General features: G+C 37.1%; 21 protein-coding genes. 15 read left to right on the top strand and 6 right to left on the bottom strand.

Going from position 1 to position 18230, the window contains the following annotated elements; translation table 11 throughout:
- Positions 1-661: selenide, water dikinase SelD (gene selD / locus BMX83_RS07260; RefSeq protein WP_091635366.1), on the bottom strand; the 661-nt coding region annotated here is incomplete at its 3' end.
- A gap of 297 nt (positions 662-958) precedes the next feature.
- Positions 959-1738 carry an LTA synthase family protein gene (locus BMX83_RS07255; protein WP_091635363.1) on the bottom strand — a complete coding sequence of 260 codons (780 nt, stop codon included), beginning with the start codon at positions 1736-1738 and terminating at the stop codon, positions 959-961.
- Positions 1739-1992: 254 nt separating this feature from the next.
- On the opposite strand from BMX83_RS07255, the gene BMX83_RS07250 reads away from it, so the two are divergent.
- The 15 genes from BMX83_RS07250 to BMX83_RS07185 all read left to right on the top strand — a co-directional run bounded on the left by BMX83_RS07250 (position 1993) and on the right by BMX83_RS07185 (position 13979).
- Positions 1993-2523 carry a hypothetical protein gene (locus tag BMX83_RS07250; protein WP_091635361.1) on the top strand — a complete coding sequence of 177 codons (531 nt, stop codon included), beginning with the start codon at positions 1993-1995 and terminating at the stop codon, positions 2521-2523.
- Positions 2524-3208: 685 nt separating this feature from the next.
- Positions 3209-4162 (top strand): ring-cleaving dioxygenase, encoded by a 954-nt coding sequence (locus BMX83_RS07245; RefSeq protein WP_091635358.1) that lies wholly within the window; start codon positions 3209-3211, stop codon positions 4160-4162.
- A 26-nt stretch (positions 4163-4188) separates the two neighbouring features.
- A complete protein-coding gene (locus BMX83_RS07240) occupies positions 4189-5082 on the top strand; it encodes a VOC family protein (RefSeq protein ID WP_091635355.1) in 894 nt (297 codons plus the stop codon).
- Positions 5083-5095: 13 nt separating this feature from the next.
- The gene (locus tag BMX83_RS07235) at positions 5096-5704 is read left to right on the top strand and encodes a flavin reductase family protein (RefSeq protein WP_091635352.1); all 609 of its coding nucleotides are present in this window, start codon (positions 5096-5098) and stop codon (positions 5702-5704) included.
- 23 nt (positions 5705-5727) lie between these two features.
- Positions 5728-6333, top strand: a complete 606-nt coding sequence (locus tag BMX83_RS07230) for an alpha/beta hydrolase (protein WP_091635349.1) — start codon at positions 5728-5730, stop codon at positions 6331-6333.
- A gap of 184 nt (positions 6334-6517) precedes the next feature.
- The gene (locus BMX83_RS07225) at positions 6518-7219 is read left to right on the top strand and encodes a TetR/AcrR family transcriptional regulator (protein ID WP_218141930.1); all 702 of its coding nucleotides are present in this window, start codon (positions 6518-6520) and stop codon (positions 7217-7219) included.
- The gene (locus BMX83_RS07220) at positions 7220-8074 is read left to right on the top strand and encodes an ABC transporter ATP-binding protein (RefSeq protein WP_091635347.1); all 855 of its coding nucleotides are present in this window, start codon (positions 7220-7222) and stop codon (positions 8072-8074) included.
- Position 8075: 1 nt separating this feature from the next.
- Complete coding sequence (locus BMX83_RS07215) at positions 8076-9185, top strand: ABC transporter permease (protein WP_091635343.1); 1110 nt, start codon at positions 8076-8078, stop codon at positions 9183-9185.
- Positions 9186-9197: 12 nt separating this feature from the next.
- Positions 9198-10199 carry an ABC transporter permease gene (locus tag BMX83_RS07210; RefSeq protein WP_091635341.1) on the top strand — a complete coding sequence of 334 codons (1002 nt, stop codon included), beginning with the start codon at positions 9198-9200 and terminating at the stop codon, positions 10197-10199.
- Between the two features lie 135 nt (positions 10200-10334).
- A complete protein-coding gene (locus tag BMX83_RS07205) occupies positions 10335-11267 on the top strand; it encodes an NADP-dependent oxidoreductase (RefSeq protein ID WP_091635338.1) in 933 nt (310 codons plus the stop codon).
- A 535-nt stretch (positions 11268-11802) separates the two neighbouring features.
- Positions 11803-12000, top strand: a complete 198-nt coding sequence (locus BMX83_RS10985; RefSeq protein ID WP_218141929.1) for a Gfo/Idh/MocA family oxidoreductase — start codon at positions 11803-11805, stop codon at positions 11998-12000.
- A gap of 9 nt (positions 12001-12009) precedes the next feature.
- Positions 12010-12795 carry a Gfo/Idh/MocA family protein gene (locus BMX83_RS07200; protein WP_218141928.1) on the top strand — a complete coding sequence of 262 codons (786 nt, stop codon included), beginning with the start codon at positions 12010-12012 and terminating at the stop codon, positions 12793-12795.
- Positions 12796-12842: 47 nt separating this feature from the next.
- Complete coding sequence (locus tag BMX83_RS07195) at positions 12843-13043, top strand: hypothetical protein (protein ID WP_091635336.1); 201 nt, start codon at positions 12843-12845, stop codon at positions 13041-13043.
- Complete coding sequence (locus BMX83_RS07190; RefSeq protein WP_091635333.1) at positions 13043-13564, top strand: hypothetical protein; 522 nt, start codon at positions 13043-13045, stop codon at positions 13562-13564. The genes BMX83_RS07195 and BMX83_RS07190 overlap by 1 nt, the downstream gene beginning before the upstream one ends.
- 46 nt (positions 13565-13610) lie before the next feature.
- On the top strand, positions 13611-13979 hold the full coding sequence (locus BMX83_RS07185; RefSeq protein WP_091635330.1) for a PH domain-containing protein: 369 nt from the start codon (positions 13611-13613) through the stop codon (positions 13977-13979).
- 85 nt (positions 13980-14064) lie between these two features.
- Here the strand turns inward: BMX83_RS07185 and BMX83_RS07180 are convergent, their stop codons facing one another.
- The 4 genes from BMX83_RS07180 to BMX83_RS07165 form a co-directional block, all read right to left on the bottom strand.
- A complete protein-coding gene (locus BMX83_RS07180) occupies positions 14065-15429 on the bottom strand; it encodes an ISL3 family transposase (protein ID WP_091635328.1) in 1365 nt (454 codons plus the stop codon).
- Positions 15430-15658: 229 nt separating this feature from the next.
- The gene (locus BMX83_RS07175) at positions 15659-16135 is read right to left on the bottom strand and encodes a glutathione peroxidase (protein ID WP_091635325.1); all 477 of its coding nucleotides are present in this window, start codon (positions 16133-16135) and stop codon (positions 15659-15661) included.
- A gap of 277 nt (positions 16136-16412) precedes the next feature.
- Positions 16413-17603 (bottom strand): NAD(P)H-dependent oxidoreductase, encoded by a 1191-nt coding sequence (locus BMX83_RS07170; RefSeq protein WP_091635323.1) that lies wholly within the window; start codon positions 17601-17603, stop codon positions 16413-16415.
- Between the two features lie 18 nt (positions 17604-17621).
- Positions 17622-18230, bottom strand: a complete 609-nt coding sequence (locus BMX83_RS07165; RefSeq protein WP_091635320.1) for an NADPH-dependent FMN reductase — start codon at positions 18228-18230, stop codon at positions 17622-17624.

Here is an 18230-nt window from a genome sequence, read left to right as displayed (position 1 = left end):
GAACGTCAAAGTCACTCGCTGTTTCTGCGGCTGTTTTATTTAGTGTCGCCATGACATTTGTGACACGTTTGATTTCTTCGTCAGAAAGTAAACCACGTTTTATGGCAGTGGTTGATATGCCAACTCCAATAGGTTTAGTAAGAATTAGTTTGTCGCCTTTTTTTGCGCCCGCATTCGTTAAAATCTGTTCAGGATGGATCGTTCCAGTAACGGACAAGCCAAACTTAGGTTCCTTATCATCGATAGAGTGCCCGCCAACTAGATTACAATCCGCTTCCTGCACCTTGTCGCTGGCGCCTCTAAGGATTTCTGTCAGTATTGATTTATCCAGATCAAATATAGGAAAGGCAACGATATTGAGTGCTGTGACAGGTTTTCCTCCCATAGCATATACATCGCTCAATGCGTTGGCTGCGGCTACCTGACCAAAGTCATAGGGATCATCAACGATTGGTGTAAAGAAATCAAGTGTTTGGACGATTGCCAAATCATCAGTCAGCTTGTAAACGCCCGCGTCATCACCGGTGTCCAAACCGACGAGCAGATTAGGATCTTTCTTTTGTGCAGGTAAATCAAACAGTACATCATGTAATTCAGTTGGCCCAATTTTACAGCCACAACCACCTTTAGTCGTAAGTGTCGTTAATTTAATTTTTTCCATATAGTTTCATCCTTCTTTCAATAAGTCTCTACCGTTCTATTTTAACACGCATTTCGCTATTCTGTGGTAATTTAGTGAGGTTTTTTTAATAAAGCACGAATTAATTTTATTTACAATAAGGAGGATAGGAAATAAGAGTATCTAAAAAAATTTCCGATACGACTTGAACGAGTAAGCGTGAGATGATCGTCTAATATATTACATAAGTCACATGAAAGAGGCTGGGACAAAAAAGTCCCAGCCTCTTTCATGTATATAAAATGTCACGTAGTACCGCGTGTTACGGTTCGGTAAATATTAGTTTCTTTTAAAAATTTTTACTCCGATGTAATAAAGAGTGATGGCTATAATAACTGATACATAAATAATCAGATTGTTTGTGCTGACTGCATCAAAGAATACCAAGAGAATAATGGATGCACTATATAAGACTTGCCCAGCTAATAATCTGGATCTGTCTGCTTTATTTCCCGTGTCGTCAACCGCATCTTCCTTTGATAAAAACCAGAAAAGAACGAAAGAAATACCAAATAAAATAAGTGAATAGACGGTTTGCGTGTTTAAACTACCGAAACTGTTGAAACTCAAATAATCCAAGAAGAAACTTTGGTACAAGAACAAGATCGATGCAATAGCATTTATAACGACAAGTGTTCTAGTTAGCTTTCGCCCTCTTGAAACGAGTGCTAAAGCTAAAAGGAAAACGATAAGGTAAATGCTGTTTTCGCTGTTGAAGGACAGATAGGTGGTGAGACCTAAAACCAATAACATATCAAATATGGTTACTGGCTTACCGCAAAGCCCATTGACCATTCTCAGCGTTAAGAGAAGCCAGGCGATAATCAATATTGAAATAGATTCGTAATGAAAAATGTTAATTAAAGAAATAGCAGCGGCTAAAAGAGCTGAATACTCGTGTTTCGGATCAATCTCTCTAGCAAGTGCCCAAGTTAAAAATGTGCCACCTCCGATATATAATCCTGAAATGAATCCTCCAGTCACAATCCAGCCAGCAATAGACACAAGCGCTGCAAGGATAACTACGATAAGATTTGTTTTGTATTTTAAATCAATCATTCTACCTAATGTAAAAATAAGATCACTCCTTCAATAAATTTTCAACTAATATTAAATGTTGATATGTAGATCTATGAATACTTTATCATACATAAGGTAATAAAATAACTATTAAACAGGTTTAAAATATTTTAGAACAGAGGAAATGAATGTAATATATTATTTTGTGTTTTGGCAAGATAGTTATTATCGAGATATGTATAATAAAGAGAGGAGACTTTTAAATAATTCCAATGAGTTTTAGGAGGAGAACTATGGCTGATAAAATGAATGGCAAGAAAGAATTTCCAAAGACAGCAATGGGGATATTTATACTTATACTTATTGCCCTGGCAGTTTATGAAATGCTTACTTTCAATGCGAATTTAACTGCAAGAGAAGAGACGGTAGTACTTGTTACAGGAGGTGTCGTCGGGTCCCTTGGTGGAGTTATAGGTGGATTGATAGGGTTAAGTATTCAGTACGCCCTTATTAAATTCCCTACTCAGTGGTTATCAAAAGAAGAAGATGTCTATAAAAATGAGATATGGGAAGCTATTTTTTACTCAAGCTCTGCAGGTGTTTTGATCAATTTTATATTGGCACAACGTAATGTCCAAGTGACTATACTTGTTAGTGCAAGTGTCAGTATATTAATGACCAGTTTATTTCTTTTAATATACTTTTCAGGTAAAACAAAGGAGAGCCATATTAAACGAGCGATTACAATTGTGCAGGTATTGTGGATTTTATTAGGATTAGGACTGGAGTATATACTGAGTATGTTCGTTGATGTGTCTGTTTAATCTAATTTAAAGCGAGAGTTTTATATACAAGGAGAAAGTTAGTTGTTGCGAGACATAGCTGACTTTCTCTTTTTTATTTGGAGAGAAGGTTAAACTCGGCGCTCGATTTGGGTTGAGCAGACATTTTTTTGATTGAAATGTCGAACTCGGGGCTCAGCATCTTGTGAGTGAACACTTTTTAAAACGCAATGTCGAACTCGGGGCTCAGCATCTTGTGAGTGAACACTTTTTAAAACGCAATGTCGAACTCGGAGCACAGCGTCCCATGAGTGAACACTTTTGAAATTGAAATGTCGAACTCGGGGCTCAGCGTCCCATGAGTGAACACTTTTGAAATTGAAATGTCGAACTCAGCGCTCAGCGTCTCGTGAGTGAACACTTTTAGAACTGAAATGTCGAACTCGGAGCTCAGCAACTCGTGAGTGAACACTTTTGAAATTGAAATGTCGAACTCAGGGCTCAGCATCTTGAGAGTGAACATTATTCTCCATTAAAGAGAAAAAAATGGAGAATCAATCACGGATCGATCAGTTGACCTAGTCAGAAGAGTCATGTATAATGAATTTATCTCGAATTAGAGATATATAGAAATGTTTAGTCTAACTTATCAATTAATTCGGGAAATAAGGCTCGGATTTCAGCCAATAATAACAATGAAACATCGATATAAAGGAGTTAATATAAAATGACAGATCAACCAATAGGAATTCACCACGTTACAGCGATAACAGATGATGCAATGAGAAACTATAAGTTTTTTACAGAGGTACTAGGAATGAGACTCGTTAAAAAGACAGTAAACCAGGATGATATTCACACCTATCATACTTTCTTTGCCGATGATGAAGGCTCACCAGGAACAGACATGACATTCTTTGATTTTCCTGGGATTCCTCAAGGCGTTAGAGGGACAAACTCGATTTCAAGAGTTGGGTTCCGAGTTCCAGATGATGCAGCACTTGAGTATTATCTGGATCGTTTCAAGAAAAATGATGTGAAAAATGAGGGGATCAGAACACTTTTCGGTAAGAAAGCTCTACCGTTCGAAGAAGCAGACGGACAGCGTTATCAGCTTTTCTCAGATGAAAACAATGAAGGTGTCGCATCAGGTAAACCTTGGAAAGAAGGTCCTGTACCCGCAGATAAAGCAATTTATGGTCTGGGACCGGTAGAAATCACAGTTAGTTACTTTGATGAATTCAAGCAAATTCTTTTTGATGTCTACGGCATGAGACTAAATCAAGAAACCGAAGACGTTGCGCTGATAGAAACAGGAGAAGGTGGCAATGGCGGACAAGTTATTTTAAGAAAAGACACTGGGAAAGCGGGCATGGAAGGTTACGGACAGGTCCATCACGTATCATTTAGAGTGAAAGACCACGAAGCGATAAAACAATGGGAAAACAAATACGATGAAATGGGTCTAAGACATTCAGGATTAGTAGACCGTTTCTATTTTGAAGCACTGTACACAAGAATCGGTAATATCCTTGTCGAACTTTCTACTGACGGACCAGGATTCATGGGTGATGAGCCGTATGAAACACTTGGAGAAAGTTTATCTCTCCCTCCATTTCTAGAACCTCAGCGTGACTATATAGAATCACAAATCAAACCGTTTGACACAACACGGTCTTAAACTGACTTTAAAAGGAGAAGTGAATTATGGAAGCAATCAAGCGAATCCATCATATTACCGCAATCGTTGGAGATCCTAACGAAAATATAAAATTTTATCGAGAAGTATTGGGACTGCGACTTGTTAAGCAAACCGTGAATTTTGATGATCCTGATGTGTATCATTTATACTTTGGCGATCACAAGGAAACACCTGGAACCATTATTACCTTTTTCCCTTGGACGAATGATAACTATGGTAGAAAAGGTAGTGGGCAGGTTGGAAGGATCGCGTTTAGAGTACCGAAAGACAGCTTGGGTTACTGGCATGACCACTTGACCAGTCAAAATATAAACGTGGATAAAACGCAGTTATTCAATAAAGAAACACTTGAATTCGATGATCCACATGGTCTTGAACTCGCGATTGTTGAAGGGGAAAGGACTGCGGAGCAACCAGATATCCTTTCTTTCCATGGAGCCGTATTGTTGTCAAACGATCCCGAAGGAACCGAAACGTTATTGACTGATATCATGCAGATGAAAAAAGTGACCAGTACCAACCGTCATCTTCATTATGAAACAACAGGCGAAGAAAAGCATCATATCATCACATCTTTACCGAAAGAGCCTTTAGGCAGATTTGGTATTGGGACTGTTCACCATATTGCCTGGTCTGTACCTGATAAAGAAACGTTGAAAAAATGGCAATCACGTCTAATGGATAAAGGATTCGGAGTGACTGAAGTAAAAGACAGAAACTATTTCGAATCGATCTACACCTACGAAAGAGGTAGAGTGGTCTTTGAATTTGCTACCGATGAACCCGGCTTTGCTGTAGACGAAGATAAAGAGTCACTTGGACGCGCATTGAAATTGCCGCCACAGTATGAGCATAGAAGGCAGGAATATAAAACCCGCTTGTCTGAACTGGATATATAAGCAGGTGGATGATATGCTGAATTTTTCGCCCAATGAACTGACAGCAAAAGAAAAGAAAAAATTCCTTATCGGTTCTGTGATCCCTAGACCGATCGCTCTTGTTTCAACGCGTTCGAATAAGGGGATCGTGAATATCGCGCCGTTCAGTTATTTTAATATAGTGACTTACGATCCGCCGATATTTTCTATTGCTGTCCAACGCACAGAAACCAGGCATAAGGATACTGCAAGAAATATTTTTGAAAATCAGGAAGCAGTGGTTCACATTGTCGATGCGAACAATGTAGAAGCAGCAAATCAGACCTCGACGCCACTCGATGCGGATGAAAGTGAACTTGATATATCTGATTTTACAACAATCGATTCACAAACGGTTCGTGTTCCAGGACTCAATGAAGCAAAAGTAAGGTATGAGACCAAACTGTATGATTCGATGGTTATTTATAATGAACAGAACGAGCCAACCGCAGATCTATTGTTGCTGAAAGTAAAACATTATCATATCGACAAGTCGATTTATAAAAACGGGTATATTGATCCTTTGAAATTAAATGCTGTCAGTCGATTAGCAGGGGATGATTATGCTGAAGTTGGGCGGATTTTCCCTTTAGAAAGACCCTGAGTTCATAGATAGGAGTATAATAAATGGAATATATTTACAAAGAGAACGCTAAAGATGCACCGGTTTTTATCTTGTTGCATGGTACAGGTGGAAATGAAGAAAGTTTAGTTCCTCTGGCTGAAACGCTTAATCCTGAATATAATATTTTAAGCATTAGAGGAAACGTAAATGAAAACGGAATGAACAGATTCTTTAAACGTCACTGCGAGGGGCAGTATGATTGGGACGATTTAGAAGAACGCAGTGAAGAGCTTTATGCCTTTATCATAAGTAAATCTGAAGAGTATCATTTTGCCTTGAAAAATGTTGTACTCGTAGGATTCTCTAACGGATCAAATATCGCTATTCAAATGATACTTGATCATCCTAAAGCATTTAAGAAAGCTGCTCTATTTGCGCCACTTTTTCCAATAGATTTAAAAGTAGATAGAGATTTTAGTGACCTTGACGTCTTTTTATCTCTTGGAAAAGGAGACCCAATCGTTTCTGAAGAGGAAAGTCATCGCGTCATTGACCTATTCAAAGAAAGAAAAGCAAACGTCACGACTACATGGGGCAATGGACATTCTATCAACCAAGATGTTGTTTTAAAGGCAAAAGAGTGGTTGAAAAAAATAGCTACATTCTAAAATAGTAGTAAAAATAATTGTTTCAAAGAAGTTGTGTTTGAGAAATGATGATTCATTTCTGGAACACAACTTTTTTGTGATTAAAAAGAGACATAACAGAGAAGCAGTTTAAGTGATTTTAATCACTCAATCAATGAAGTACTAACAGGTTAGATTCAAGCAGATGAAAAGAAGTGAAAAACAATTGACCAGACTAGTCAAATATCGTATAATTAAATTGACCGGACCAGTCAATGCCTTGGAAAAGGGGGAAAGACTTATCGAAGATTTACTTGCAAATTTAGATGAAGAGAAAAAAACGAACATTATAAATAGCGCCATGAAGGAGTTTAGCAAGCATTCATTTCAAAATGCGTCAACCAATACAATTGTTAAAGACGCAGGAATCTCCAAAGGAGCCTTGTATCATTACTTTGGAACAAAAAAGAAACTCTATGAGTATCTAGAGTACTATGTGATACAAATCATTTCAGAAAAAATTGTAAAAGAATTGAATTGGGAACAAAAAGATATATTTATCAGAATCAAGGAGATATCGCTGATTAAATTCAAATTATTTCAGGAACTCCCGTATCTGTCTGATTTTTCTTTAAAAGTATTTGAAAACAAAACAGCAGAGGAAATCATACAGAAACATCCTAACTTTCCTCTGGCTCTTTACAGTCAGATTTATACCCAAAATATTGATTATTCACTTTTTAAAGAAAGCGTGAACGAGAAAAAAGCAATTGATATCATTCGCTGGACGATAGAAAAATGCGGGGATGAATACAGAAAAAAGATAGCAGCTAATAAAGAAGCCTTTAACTATAAAGCAATAGAAAAAGAAATCTACAGCTACATTGATATATTGAAAGACAGTTTCTATAAAAAGGAGGTAAAGTAAATGATTCATGTTAAAAATTTATCACATTCATATAACAAGGATGATAAGTATCAAGTCAAAGATATAAGTTTTGAAGTGAAAAAAGGAGAAGTTTTTGGCTTTTTAGGTCCATCAGGTGCAGGGAAATCAACAGTTCAGAATATTCTAACAGGGCTATTGCAATTACAAGAGGGAGAAGCTGTGGTCGCTGATTATGATATCAAAAATATATCCAAAGACATGTTCAATAAAATTGGTATGAGTTTTGAACAGTCAAATGTCTACAGTAAGTTAACGGCGAAAGAGAATCTGGACTTTTACAGCAAGTTATTTGATGTTCCAACAGTTGATTCAAAGGAGCTATTAAGTCTTGTTGGTTTAGAGGGAAAGGAAAATATTAAAGCTGGAGAATTTTCCAAGGGAATGAAGCACCGACTGACCTTTGCAAGATCAATGATCAATAATCCTGAACTCTGGTTTCTGGATGAGCCGACTACTGGGCTAGACCCTGCAATTGCTGCGGATATAAAAGATATTATAAAAAGAAAAAATGCGAAAGGGGTAACGATTTTTTTAACCACACACAACATGTTTATAGCCGATGAATTGTGTGACCGCGTGGCATTCATCGTAGACGGCGAAATTAAATTGATTGACTCCCCAGAAAATTTAAAATTACAATATGGAGAAAAACTCGTAGAGGTAAATTATATTGAAGATAATGAGGTGAAAGCAGAAACCTTTAGTACAATTTTGCCCGAAGATAAAAAAGCTTTACAAACACTGATTGAAAAGCACAATATTCAAACGATGCATACCAAAGAAGCCACGCTAGAAGAAATATTCATCAAAGTGACTGGAAGGGGGCTTGTTTAGAATGAAATTCTTTTCAAGCTTTGTAAAAGAGTTAAAGATAGCCTCTAGAGGATTTTACTTTTACATTGAAATATTTATGGCCGTTCTAATTTTAGCTATTTTTATCTTCGCTGTTCCAGAAAATTTTAATACCAAAAGCGCTGAATATTTATATCTTGATATGCCTGAAGAGGTACGGATAAGTTATTTAGAAGCGATAAATGATGAAACCCTAGATGGAAATGCTGAGGCCGTCACTGTTGAAATAGATGATAATGAAAAAAATGCAACCTTGTATACAACAGAAGACAAGGAAATTTATATTCTAGAAAGTCAGAAAGACACTATTTATATGGCAGAAGAAGAGCAGAAAGTAGCTGCAGTCATAGGACTCGACGATGAGAACCAGCCCAGTTACACTTACTACCTTCAAGGATATGAATCAGATAAGTACAAAAACTTATTGAAAATTCTTAATATTGAATCAACAGATAATCTTCAAAGTGATGTTTTAAATCAAGAAGTGAAATCACTATCAACAAACACTGAAAGACTGTCGGATAGAGAAAACATGTTACCCTCTGTACTTGTATTCAATGGTGCGCTGATGGGGCTATTCATTATTGCAGCGTATATATTTTTGGATAGACAAGAGGGAGTTATTAAAGCATACGCCTTGACTCCGTCACCTGTCTGGCACTACTTGATGAGTAAAATAGGGGTCATCCTTTTAACAACGCTTGTATCTAGTTTTCTAATCCTCATACCCCTTATGCAATTTAAACCGGATTATTTACTGCTTTTAGCCTTACTTGTTACGTCGGCCTTCTTTGCTTCATCACTCGGTTTACTGATTGCTAGTTTTTATAATAATATCATGCAAGCATTTGGAGCCTTATATTTAGTGATGATGCTGATGATCATCCCGTCAATCGCTTACTTTATACCCAGTTGGAACCCATCGTGGATAACTATCATCCCAAGTTATCAGATGCTTGAGGGGTTTAAATCCATCATACTTGGGAATAATGATTGGACGTACATTTTAACAATGTCTGCAGGTTTCTTAGCAGCAGGAAGTGTACTGTTTGTCCTTTCAAATTATCGTTATAAAAAAACCTTGATAGGGTAAGGAGGGAAAATAATGTTGAAGAGAATCTGGATTATTTTTACAAGAGACTTGGAAGTGAATGCTAAAGATTTTATTTCTTTGTATATTCTGATTATCCCCATTTTATTTGGTGTGTTAATCAACGTATTTTCTCCAGGAATAAATGATACAACAATCAACCTTGCCTTAATTGAAGGAGAAAACAGCGAGCAAGTTTCTTATTTCGAGCAATTCGCGGATGTAGAATTATTTGAAAATAAGCAGAAAGTAGAAGAGCGTGTTGGAAATAGGGATGCAATGATTGGAGTCCTTAAAAAAGGAGATGCCTATTATTTATTGACTCAAGGAAATGAGTCTGAAGGTATTGTCGATTACGCCAAACTATTGACGGGCTTGTATGAGCAAGATATTGATATGGTGGACTCAAATAGTGAATTAATTGAATTTGGGAAAACAGTTCCTCCCCTTAAAAAAACACTCGTTAATACAGCGATTCTTTTCATTTCAATTCTTGGCGGCATGCTGATTGCGTTGAATGTAGTAGAGGAAAAAGTAGATAATACACTGAATGCAATGAATGTTACGCCGACATCTAGACTTACTTTTATACTAGGGAAGTCTATGATGGGTGTTTTACTTTCAGTTTTTGGAACACTGGCCTTGATTGCTATAACCGGATTTTTAAATGTAAATATCTTTCAGATGTTGCTCGTTGTTGTCATTACAAGCTTACTGAGTATACTTGTTGGCTTTATAGAAGGTCTAACCAATAAAGATATCATCAGTGCTGCCGGGAGTATTAAACTGTTGTTCCTCCCACTGATAGCAGGGGTTTTAGCTATCGAATTATTAGGAGATAAATGGCAGCCGTTCTTTTATTGGAATCCCTTCTACTGGGCTTACAAAGGGAATGATCTAATCTTGTCTGAAAGTGGTAGCTGGACAGAAATCCTAACGTATTCAGGTTTCGTCCTTGCTTTATGTGGAATCGTCTATTTGATTTTGGCACCTAAAATTAAAAAAGGCTTGGAGTAAAATAGCAAATTAGAAGATCTAAAGGGTAGAGAGTTATAGATCAATGTAATTTAAGTTGTGAGCAATCTATTTGGTGAGTGACGTTCTTAGTGCTATAGTTGTAATCAGACAGAGAACAAAGGAGAATTATTTAAAATGAAAGCAATTGTTATTGAACAATATGGTGAAGCAAATGAACTTGTTGAAAAAGAATTACCTATTCCCGAAATTAAATCAAATCAAGTGCTGATTGAAATGCACGCAACATCAATTAACCCTATTGATTGGAAAATTCGTACCGGCTATTTTTCTGAAAATATGCCCTTTGAATTCCCGCTGATCCTAGGTTGGGATGCAGCAGGCGTTGTCTCAAAAGTAGGAAGCGATGTTACAAAATTCAAAGAAGGAGATGAGGTATTCGCTCGTCCAGCTATGGCAAATGGAACATATGCTGAATATGTTGCAGTGGATGAAAGCTTAGTAGCGCTTAAGCCAGAAAATGTTAGTTACAATGATGCAGCTTCTGTACCATTGGCAGGATTAACTGCTTGGCAGAGTCTTCTTGACTTTGGGAAAATTAAGTCTGGAGACAAAGTTCTTATTCATGCTGGAGCTGGTGGTGTAGGAAGTCTTGGCATTCAAATTGCTAAACACTTTGGCGCTTATGTTTATTCAACAGCAAGCGGTAAGAATGAAGACTACCTCAAACAACTTGGTGTAGATGAGTTTATTAATTACAAAACAACGGACTTTACAGATGTTGTCAAAGATGCTGATCTTGTCGTTGATACAATGGGTGGAGATATTCTTGAAAAAAGTCTAGATGTTGTTAAAGACGGCGGAAAACTTGTTTCAATTTCTGGTCAACCAAATGCTGAAAAAGCAGCGAAAAGAGATATCGAAACCAAAGCACTATGGCTCGATCCAAATGGCAAACAGTTAGCGGAAATGGGCGAACTAATGAGTAAAGGAATCATCAAAGCTCAAATTGGGCATAAATTACCTCTTACAAAAGAAGGCTTGCGTGAAGCTCACAAAATAAGTGAAACACACCATGCTAAGGGTAAAATAGTTATTGAAATCAAATAATTTCAATAACTAAGACCTTAAAATGTATAGAAGACGTTAGTGGTTAAATATCCACTAACGTCTTCTATTTTTATAGTGTGACAAATGAATAAATAATAGAGGGATTAATATGAAGAAATGATAATGTGTAGTTATCGTACGAAGTTTTCGATTAAAACGACATAACTTGTGAAGATAACTCGTTTGCATCATAAGTTTGCCAGTAAAATATTGAAACTCATGACGAAACACCTTTATCGTCATGAGTTTCGACTTTTTAAGATAAAATTCCTGAAGATAAATCGGAAAATAGAGCCAAAGCTCTGTTTTTTCTATATAAAAAGCCCTACAGGGATATTTGGATATCAGGAAAGATTGGTAAGTAAAATAACATAGAAGATTTGGTGCTGAAAATGAGTGGGGGATGTCTTAGAACAAGCTCATAACGAAATCCAATAGACTAGACTTTTTATATGTGTCATAATAAAGATGAGAAAAGTTAACAAGAATTATCTAATAAATACTGGGTTTATACAATATGAAAAGAGGGAATAATATGAGAAAAGCTCGATTGTGTTTTGTTGGGGCGGGATTTCAAGCTTCAACAAATATTCTTCCTTCAGCTGTAGAGGCTGGAGTAGAAATACAAGCTGTAACCACGAGAGATATAGAAGGATCAAAAGCAGCGTTAGTACGCTTTGGTAGCAAGGGAACTGCCTACGATAATATTGATGAAATGCTTGAGAATGAATAGTGTGATGGGGTGGTCGTTGTTGCTCAAGCAGAAGATATGCCAGGAATTGTTCTTAAGTGTATCGCAGCGGGCAAAAATGTATTTGCTGAAAAGCCATTAGGATTAAAATCTGCAGAGGCGAAGGAACTTTCAGATAAAGCTCACGAAGCGGGTGTTATATTAATTGTCGGCTTCATGAAGCGTTATGCACCAAGTTATTTGAAGTTAAAGGAAATGGTTACATCAAAACAATTGGGTGAAGCAAAATCCTTTAACGTAGAATTTGCGGTCGACAGCACCCCCTTTTGTAAGGATGAGGAAGCTTTCTTGAAATTAGCTGCTATCCATATTGTTGATTTGATGCGGTATTTATTTGGTGAGGCAGTAGCAGTATCAGGATTTAAATCATTAGAAGGGGGCAACATCTCACAAGCTATCTCATTAAAATTTGATTCAGGTGTTGTTGGTAATGCATACTTGGTAGGTATGGATGCTTGGACGCGTGAAAGAGAAAACATTACAGTAACTTTTGAAAATGGGTTTGCGACTGTTGAAGATATAAATAAAGTAATTATTCATAGAAGTAGCCATACCGGGGATGTCTCATGGCAGACTCAAACGGAAGAAGACACTGTACTCACACCTTCAGCAACACCCATGTCAGGGGCACACAGAGATTTATATTTACGTGGATTTGTTGGCGAATTAACTCACTTTAAAGAACACTGTATCAATGGTGAAACGCCCATGAGTTCAGGCGAAGATAATATTAAAACGATGGATTTAGTTGAATCTATATTAATGAATCTTAAATAAAATCCACTGAATAAGATATGATAGCGCGTTTTAAAGGAGGGAATCGTATGAAATTCGGTATGCGTAAACCGAGTATCAAGCGTTCAGTCAAAGCACGTACAACGGGAAAAGCCAAGCGTGCAATAAAGAAAAAAGTAATTCCTGGATATGGAAAAAAAGGTATGGGCTGGCTAAAAAATCCTAAAAAAGCAGCCTATAATAAGGTATACAAAAAAACGACCTTTTCATTTTGGGATTTGTTTAAATAATGGAAGAAGGTAGCGTATTGATGAATGATTTAAAGTGTCCATATTGTGGACAGGAAATGATTAGAGTCAGTAAAGACGCTTTAACTACTGGGAAGTATGTATGTGAAACGTGTGGGAAAAGATTTGGTTTAAAGTCAAATGAAGCAATGAATGACTGCGACACGTTTTACTTTACAATGGGCGGCTTCCATCAAGGGTTCAAAAGTATCCTCATTGAAGAACGGGATAGTTATGCGGATATCACATTGACACCATCGCTTGCTGTTAGTGATAAGGCTATTCACCTACGTATTACTTTAAACGAGTGGCAAAATATAAAGGATACACTTTTCCAAGAGTTATTTGTTTTGTCGTGGGATGAGGAATATTATGACCCTTATATCCTGGATGGGACGCAGTGGGAACTAAAACTAACTTTTGACAGCAGAAGAGATTTTGAAATATCAGGCTCAAATGTCTTTCCAAAATTATTTGATGATCTTCTAAATTATCTGAAGATATATTTTGAACAAGTGGAATGAAAAGAAAATAATTTAAAATTTAATGAACATTATAGGAGGACAGACTATGAATGAATTACAGACAATACAAGCATGGACATTTGTATCTGAATGCAAGATTCCCAATGATATCGACAGTATGCTAGTGTCAGGTGAAGAAGCTGTAGCTGCTTATAAAACAATTAGAGATTCAGCGGTATTTACAAATAAGCGTATAATAATAAGAGACGCACAAGGGCTGACGGGGAAAAAGATTGAAGTTTATTCCATACCTTATTCTTCAATAAATATGTGGTCAACAGAAAATGCGGGTAAAATGCTAGATTTCAATGCGGAAGTGGAACTGTGGACACGTGCGGGGCACCTTAAAATAAATCTAAAACGTGGCGTGGATATAAGAAAATTTGATCATTTAATTGCTTCTGCAGTGTTGTAAAACAGTTCAATAAAAACCGGGTCTTTGTCAAATCGTGTTGGTCGAAGATTTCCGAGGTAGAAAGCCGTCGTGCTTTCTACCTTTTTTATGCGACTTTAATATTTAATTGTTTGTCAATTTCTTTTTCTTCTTCAAAAGTTAAGGGTCTGATTTCTTTGTTGTCTTTATCTTTTAACTTAAAGATAATTAGAATTCTTGCTCTCAAATGACTAAAATTACGGTAACCATAGCCACTTCGTTTGATTGTTTTAATCTTGTTGTTAATGCCTTCGAGGTGTCCGTTGGACAAGGTATACTTACAGGAATTTCCTATGGAATCTAAGTACTTATTTAAGGTCTGGAAGGTTGTTCGAATATATCTCTTCACAGGTCTATCTTTACTCCGTTCAAGTTGGGAAACGAACTCTTCATAGTCTCCGGTATCGAGTGCCCATTTTAAGTCGTTTATTAAATCGTACACCCATTGAAACTGATTATCGATAGATAAGAGATAATTGACCATCATTTTTTCTGTAACTAGTCCATCGTAAAGGCGATGGGTCCCATAGGTTTCAAAATCGATATCCCAGACATTCTTAAGAATTAATTTCCACTGTTTCTTTAACTTGGAGTAATCGCGTGGTCGAGTATAGCGGATGGTCTTCATTATCTCTATACGCAAGCGATTGAGCGCACGGTTGATATGTTGCACGATATGAAACCGATCAATAATTAATTCAGCGTTCGGAAAGCAGTCGTGTATGACTTTTATATAAGGGCTGTACATGTCTAACGTCACTGTCTTGACCTTTTGACGCAGTTCATTTGGATATCGTTGGAAATAAGCAATCAGTTCTCTTTGTTGCCTGTTTTCTACAATATCTATAATGTCATGCGTTTGCGCATCTGTAAAGATAAAGCTCATTGATCCAGCCGCTTCTTTCACCGATTTAAATTCATCAAAAGAAAGATGTTCAGGCAGTTCAAACCTTGATGGCTCAAGAGCTTTCCCGGAGTTCACTAGAAGCCGTATAACCGTTGTCGAGGATATGGAAACACGTTTTGCAATACACTTCATGCTCTGTGTCTCAGCTAATTCATAACCAACAGCGTTCTTAATTGGGTTAGAAATAAAGCAGTGCTTATCAACGAGTGTGGTCGACGCTATAAACGTACGATTACATTCGTGGCACAGATAACGCTGCTTTCTTAAGCGTAAAAGAGCTGGTTTAAAGAGGATATTCCCCAATTTGACAGTAGAGATTTTTGTGCCGTTTTTAGTAATCAAGTATTCCTCATTGATCGATCCGCAGTGATGACAAGCCTTTGGCTTGTATGTCAATGTAGCTTGATAAATCAAGTAGTTCGTCCCCTTTATCTTTTCTTCGGGACAAAGATAATTATTTACATCAAAAATAATATTTTCATCTTTAATATTTAATGAATTTCGTATAATATGAGAGTGGGTCATGTAGATTCTCCTTTGATTGGTTTTCGTCGACTTAATTATAAGGGAATCTACTGACCTTTTTCTATTGATATACAAAAAACGTGCCAGCGAGTTCGTTAGAACTCACCAACACGATTAATTATAGAACCTAAAAACCTTAATGTTTATATTAAAAAATAGGCTCAGCGCATTTATTGCGCTGAGCCTATTTTCTCTTTTTAAATAAGGGGGGAATTTGATTGATTTATCACTACAAAATCTCTTTGATATCTGTTTCAATATCCTCAGGCTTAGTCGTTGGCGCATAGCGTTCAACGACTTGACCGTTTTTATCTATTAAGAATTTAGTGAAATTCCATTTGATGTTATTCATTAATAATCCTTTTTTTTCTTCTTTCAAATACTTGTATAAAGGATGAGCATTTTCACCATTCACATCAATTTTAGCAAACATTGGAAACGAGACATTGTAGTTCATTTGGCAAAATTCCATTGTCTTTTCAATATCGTCAAATTCTTGTTCCTTGAATTGTCCACATGGAAAACCTAATACAAGAAAGTCATCATACTGGTATTGCTCATATAACTTCTGAAGGCCTTCAAACTGAGGTGCAAAGCCACATTGGCTGGCCGTGTTTACGATAAGTAATGCCTTGCCTTGATACTGATTCAAGGCAAAGTCTTCGCCTGCGGGTGTTTCAACAACAAAATTATAAGCGTTGGTCATGGATAACTTCCTCATGTAATGTATTTAGAATTTTTATACTTTATTATAACAGGAATCCTAGAAACCTTTTTTAACGATGCTATTTTGCTTACCTAAAGTAAAACACAGGAACGATTTATGTGCAAGTAAACCAACCTGCTATAAAAGGGGACCTATTGGGATAGATTTGACTGCTATACATGATCCTAAACATGTTTGTTTTTACAAAAAAGCCTCCGACAGACAGTCGAAGGCTTATATTGTTTAAACACTCTGTTTAATTTAGAAAAGTGATGTATTAACTTTTAACACTTGCACCAGTACCGGCGTCGACTTCTGCGTCATCTGCTTGTGAGGCGCCACTTGTAGCATCGATATCACCTTCAAGTTTTAGACCAGTTTGTTTGAGGTACCAGTCCACGATTGGCTTGAAGTCAAGAATATATTCGTTGATCCCTCTATAATTGCCTTCTTCATCATGCATGGCTTGATAGTTATGCACAACGAATTTATCCGGACCGTGAGTCGGCACATGTATACGCACGACATCTTGCTTGCCAGCGCGTAACTGTTGAACGACCCAGCCAACATTTTTAAGTGCAGCCTCAGGGTGACAAAGGACGAGCGGATTTCCAACTTGTCCTGGAACACGGTCAGCTAACATGTCTTCAGCTTCTTTAGTGTAGTTGTAATATAAAAATTGGTTGTTTTCATCGGCGAAAGTCAATTCCATTGGCATAGATGCTAGGAAGGTATTGATCTGATCAACGGTCAAGATTCCACGGTTTAATTTAACATAGGTATTACCCTCGACAGCATCGACTTTTTCAGCTGCTTGCTCAACCCAATCCTGAGCTTCCATTTCAACATCTTCAATAGTTGTTTCAATTGCTTGTGATGCGTGGAGATCCTCTTCAGGTAAAGGCTCTTCTTTTGGAGCTTCCAGGCGATTTACCAATTGAACAAAGGCATTATATTTTTCAAGAATAGACTGAAGAAAGTCTATGGTTCCTTGGTCTTTTAAATTGTACTCTTCATCAAACGCTTCTTTAACGCGACCAAGCAGAAATTCATTTCCCGGCATAACGATTGCATTAACACCTGGTGCATCTAGTATTTGACGTAAGTGTAACTGGGCACGTGAAGAACCCTGATCATAGTAGGAAGCCCCGACAATCATGACAGGCTTATTGTCAAGAGGATGGATTTTGAAAGATAACCACTCAATAACACTTTTCAAACTGGCTGGAATTGTATGGTTATGTTCAGGTGTTGCGATAATGACGCCGTCTGCATCTAATATTTTCTGATTCAGATTTTGAATGGGCTGGCTATTTGTTTGGTCATTATCCTGATTGAACATAGGGATATCTTTGATTTCGACGATGTCCAATTCAAATAAATGTGAGTACTGTTTTTTAATAAAGTTAAGTAAATAACGGTTATACGATAGGTCGGCGTTTGAACCGACGATGCCTACATATTTCATTGTTTTAACACTCCTAGTTTAAATATTTTCCCAAGAAAAGTTTTCCGCTTCTTTTTTGTTACTGCCGTGTGCTTGTACTAATTGATTTACCAAGTCTACAAATACGAGAAAGTCTCTAAATAGGCCTGTGAGTTTTTCGATTTGATCGGTATTCTTTAAGCCGTTTTCTTCATCAAAAGCTTGCAATGAATGATTGAGTAAGAATTCGGAACTTGGCATGATACGAGCTTTTAATTCAGGTGAATCGAGTATCTGACGTAATTGTGCTTGTGCACGTGAAGAGCCAAGTGTTCCATAAGAAGCTCCCGTGATCATGACAGGTTTATCTACAAAAGGATAGATGTCATAAGATAACCAATTCAGTGCATTAATTAGTGAGGCTGGGATTGCGTGATCGTACTCTGGTGTACTGATGATAACACCATCAGCTTTTTCTATCTTTTCTGCAGCTTCTTGAATGATTGACGGAAGCGTACTGTCTGAAGGCTTATTGAAAACAGGGAAGTCTTTGATTTCCATTAATTCCACTGTCGCCTCTTCTTGGAAGTGCATTTGTATAAATTGCAGCAATTTACGATTAGTTGATTGGCTGGAGTTTGTCCCCACAAGGCCGATTAAATGTTTCAT

Source organism: Alkalibacterium gilvum (assembly GCF_900109085.1).
Classification (GTDB): Bacteria; Bacillota; Bacilli; order Lactobacillales; family Carnobacteriaceae_A; genus Alkalibacterium; species Alkalibacterium gilvum.
Note: the sequence above shows the minus strand (reverse complement) of the source record. Positions and strands in the feature narration are given on the sequence as shown.

What these genes read in the sequence shown, in the direction of transcription:
- BMX83_RS07215 (WP_091635343.1), top strand. Translation starts at nt 8,076, where the DNA reads ATGAAATTCTTTTCAAGCTTTGTAAAAGAGTTAAAGATAGCCTCTAGA.
- BMX83_RS07185 (WP_091635330.1), top strand. Translation starts at nt 13,611, where the DNA reads ATGAATGAATTACAGACAATACAAGCATGGACATTTGTATCTGAATGC.
- BMX83_RS07180 (WP_091635328.1), bottom strand. Translation starts at nt 15,429, where the DNA reads ATGACCCACTCTCATATTATACGAAATTCATTAAATATTAAAGATGAA.
- BMX83_RS07170 (WP_091635323.1), bottom strand. Translation starts at nt 17,603, where the DNA reads ATGAAATATGTAGGCATCGTCGGTTCAAACGCCGACCTATCGTATAAC.
- BMX83_RS07220 (WP_091635347.1), top strand. Translation starts at nt 7,220, where the DNA reads ATGATTCATGTTAAAAATTTATCACATTCATATAACAAGGATGATAAG.
- BMX83_RS07195 (WP_091635336.1), top strand. Translation starts at nt 12,843, where the DNA reads ATGAAATTCGGTATGCGTAAACCGAGTATCAAGCGTTCAGTCAAAGCA.
- BMX83_RS10985 (WP_218141929.1), top strand. Translation starts at nt 11,803, where the DNA reads ATGAGAAAAGCTCGATTGTGTTTTGTTGGGGCGGGATTTCAAGCTTCA.
- BMX83_RS07205 (WP_091635338.1), top strand. Translation starts at nt 10,335, where the DNA reads ATGAAAGCAATTGTTATTGAACAATATGGTGAAGCAAATGAACTTGTT.
- BMX83_RS07240 (WP_091635355.1), top strand. Translation starts at nt 4,189, where the DNA reads ATGGAAGCAATCAAGCGAATCCATCATATTACCGCAATCGTTGGAGAT.
- BMX83_RS07190 (WP_091635333.1), top strand. Translation starts at nt 13,043, where the DNA reads ATGGAAGAAGGTAGCGTATTGATGAATGATTTAAAGTGTCCATATTGT.
- BMX83_RS07165 (WP_091635320.1), bottom strand. Translation starts at nt 18,230, where the DNA reads ATGAAACATTTAATCGGCCTTGTGGGGACAAACTCCAGCCAATCAACT.
- BMX83_RS07210 (WP_091635341.1), top strand. Translation starts at nt 9,198, where the DNA reads ATGTTGAAGAGAATCTGGATTATTTTTACAAGAGACTTGGAAGTGAAT.
- BMX83_RS07175 (WP_091635325.1), bottom strand. Translation starts at nt 16,135, where the DNA reads ATGACCAACGCTTATAATTTTGTTGTTGAAACACCCGCAGGCGAAGAC.
- BMX83_RS07235 (WP_091635352.1), top strand. Translation starts at nt 5,096, where the DNA reads ATGCTGAATTTTTCGCCCAATGAACTGACAGCAAAAGAAAAGAAAAAA.
- BMX83_RS07250 (WP_091635361.1), top strand. Translation starts at nt 1,993, where the DNA reads ATGGCTGATAAAATGAATGGCAAGAAAGAATTTCCAAAGACAGCAATG.
- BMX83_RS07230 (WP_091635349.1), top strand. Translation starts at nt 5,728, where the DNA reads ATGGAATATATTTACAAAGAGAACGCTAAAGATGCACCGGTTTTTATC.
- BMX83_RS07245 (WP_091635358.1), top strand. Translation starts at nt 3,209, where the DNA reads ATGACAGATCAACCAATAGGAATTCACCACGTTACAGCGATAACAGAT.
- BMX83_RS07255 (WP_091635363.1), bottom strand. Translation starts at nt 1,738, where the DNA reads ATGATTGATTTAAAATACAAAACAAATCTTATCGTAGTTATCCTTGCA.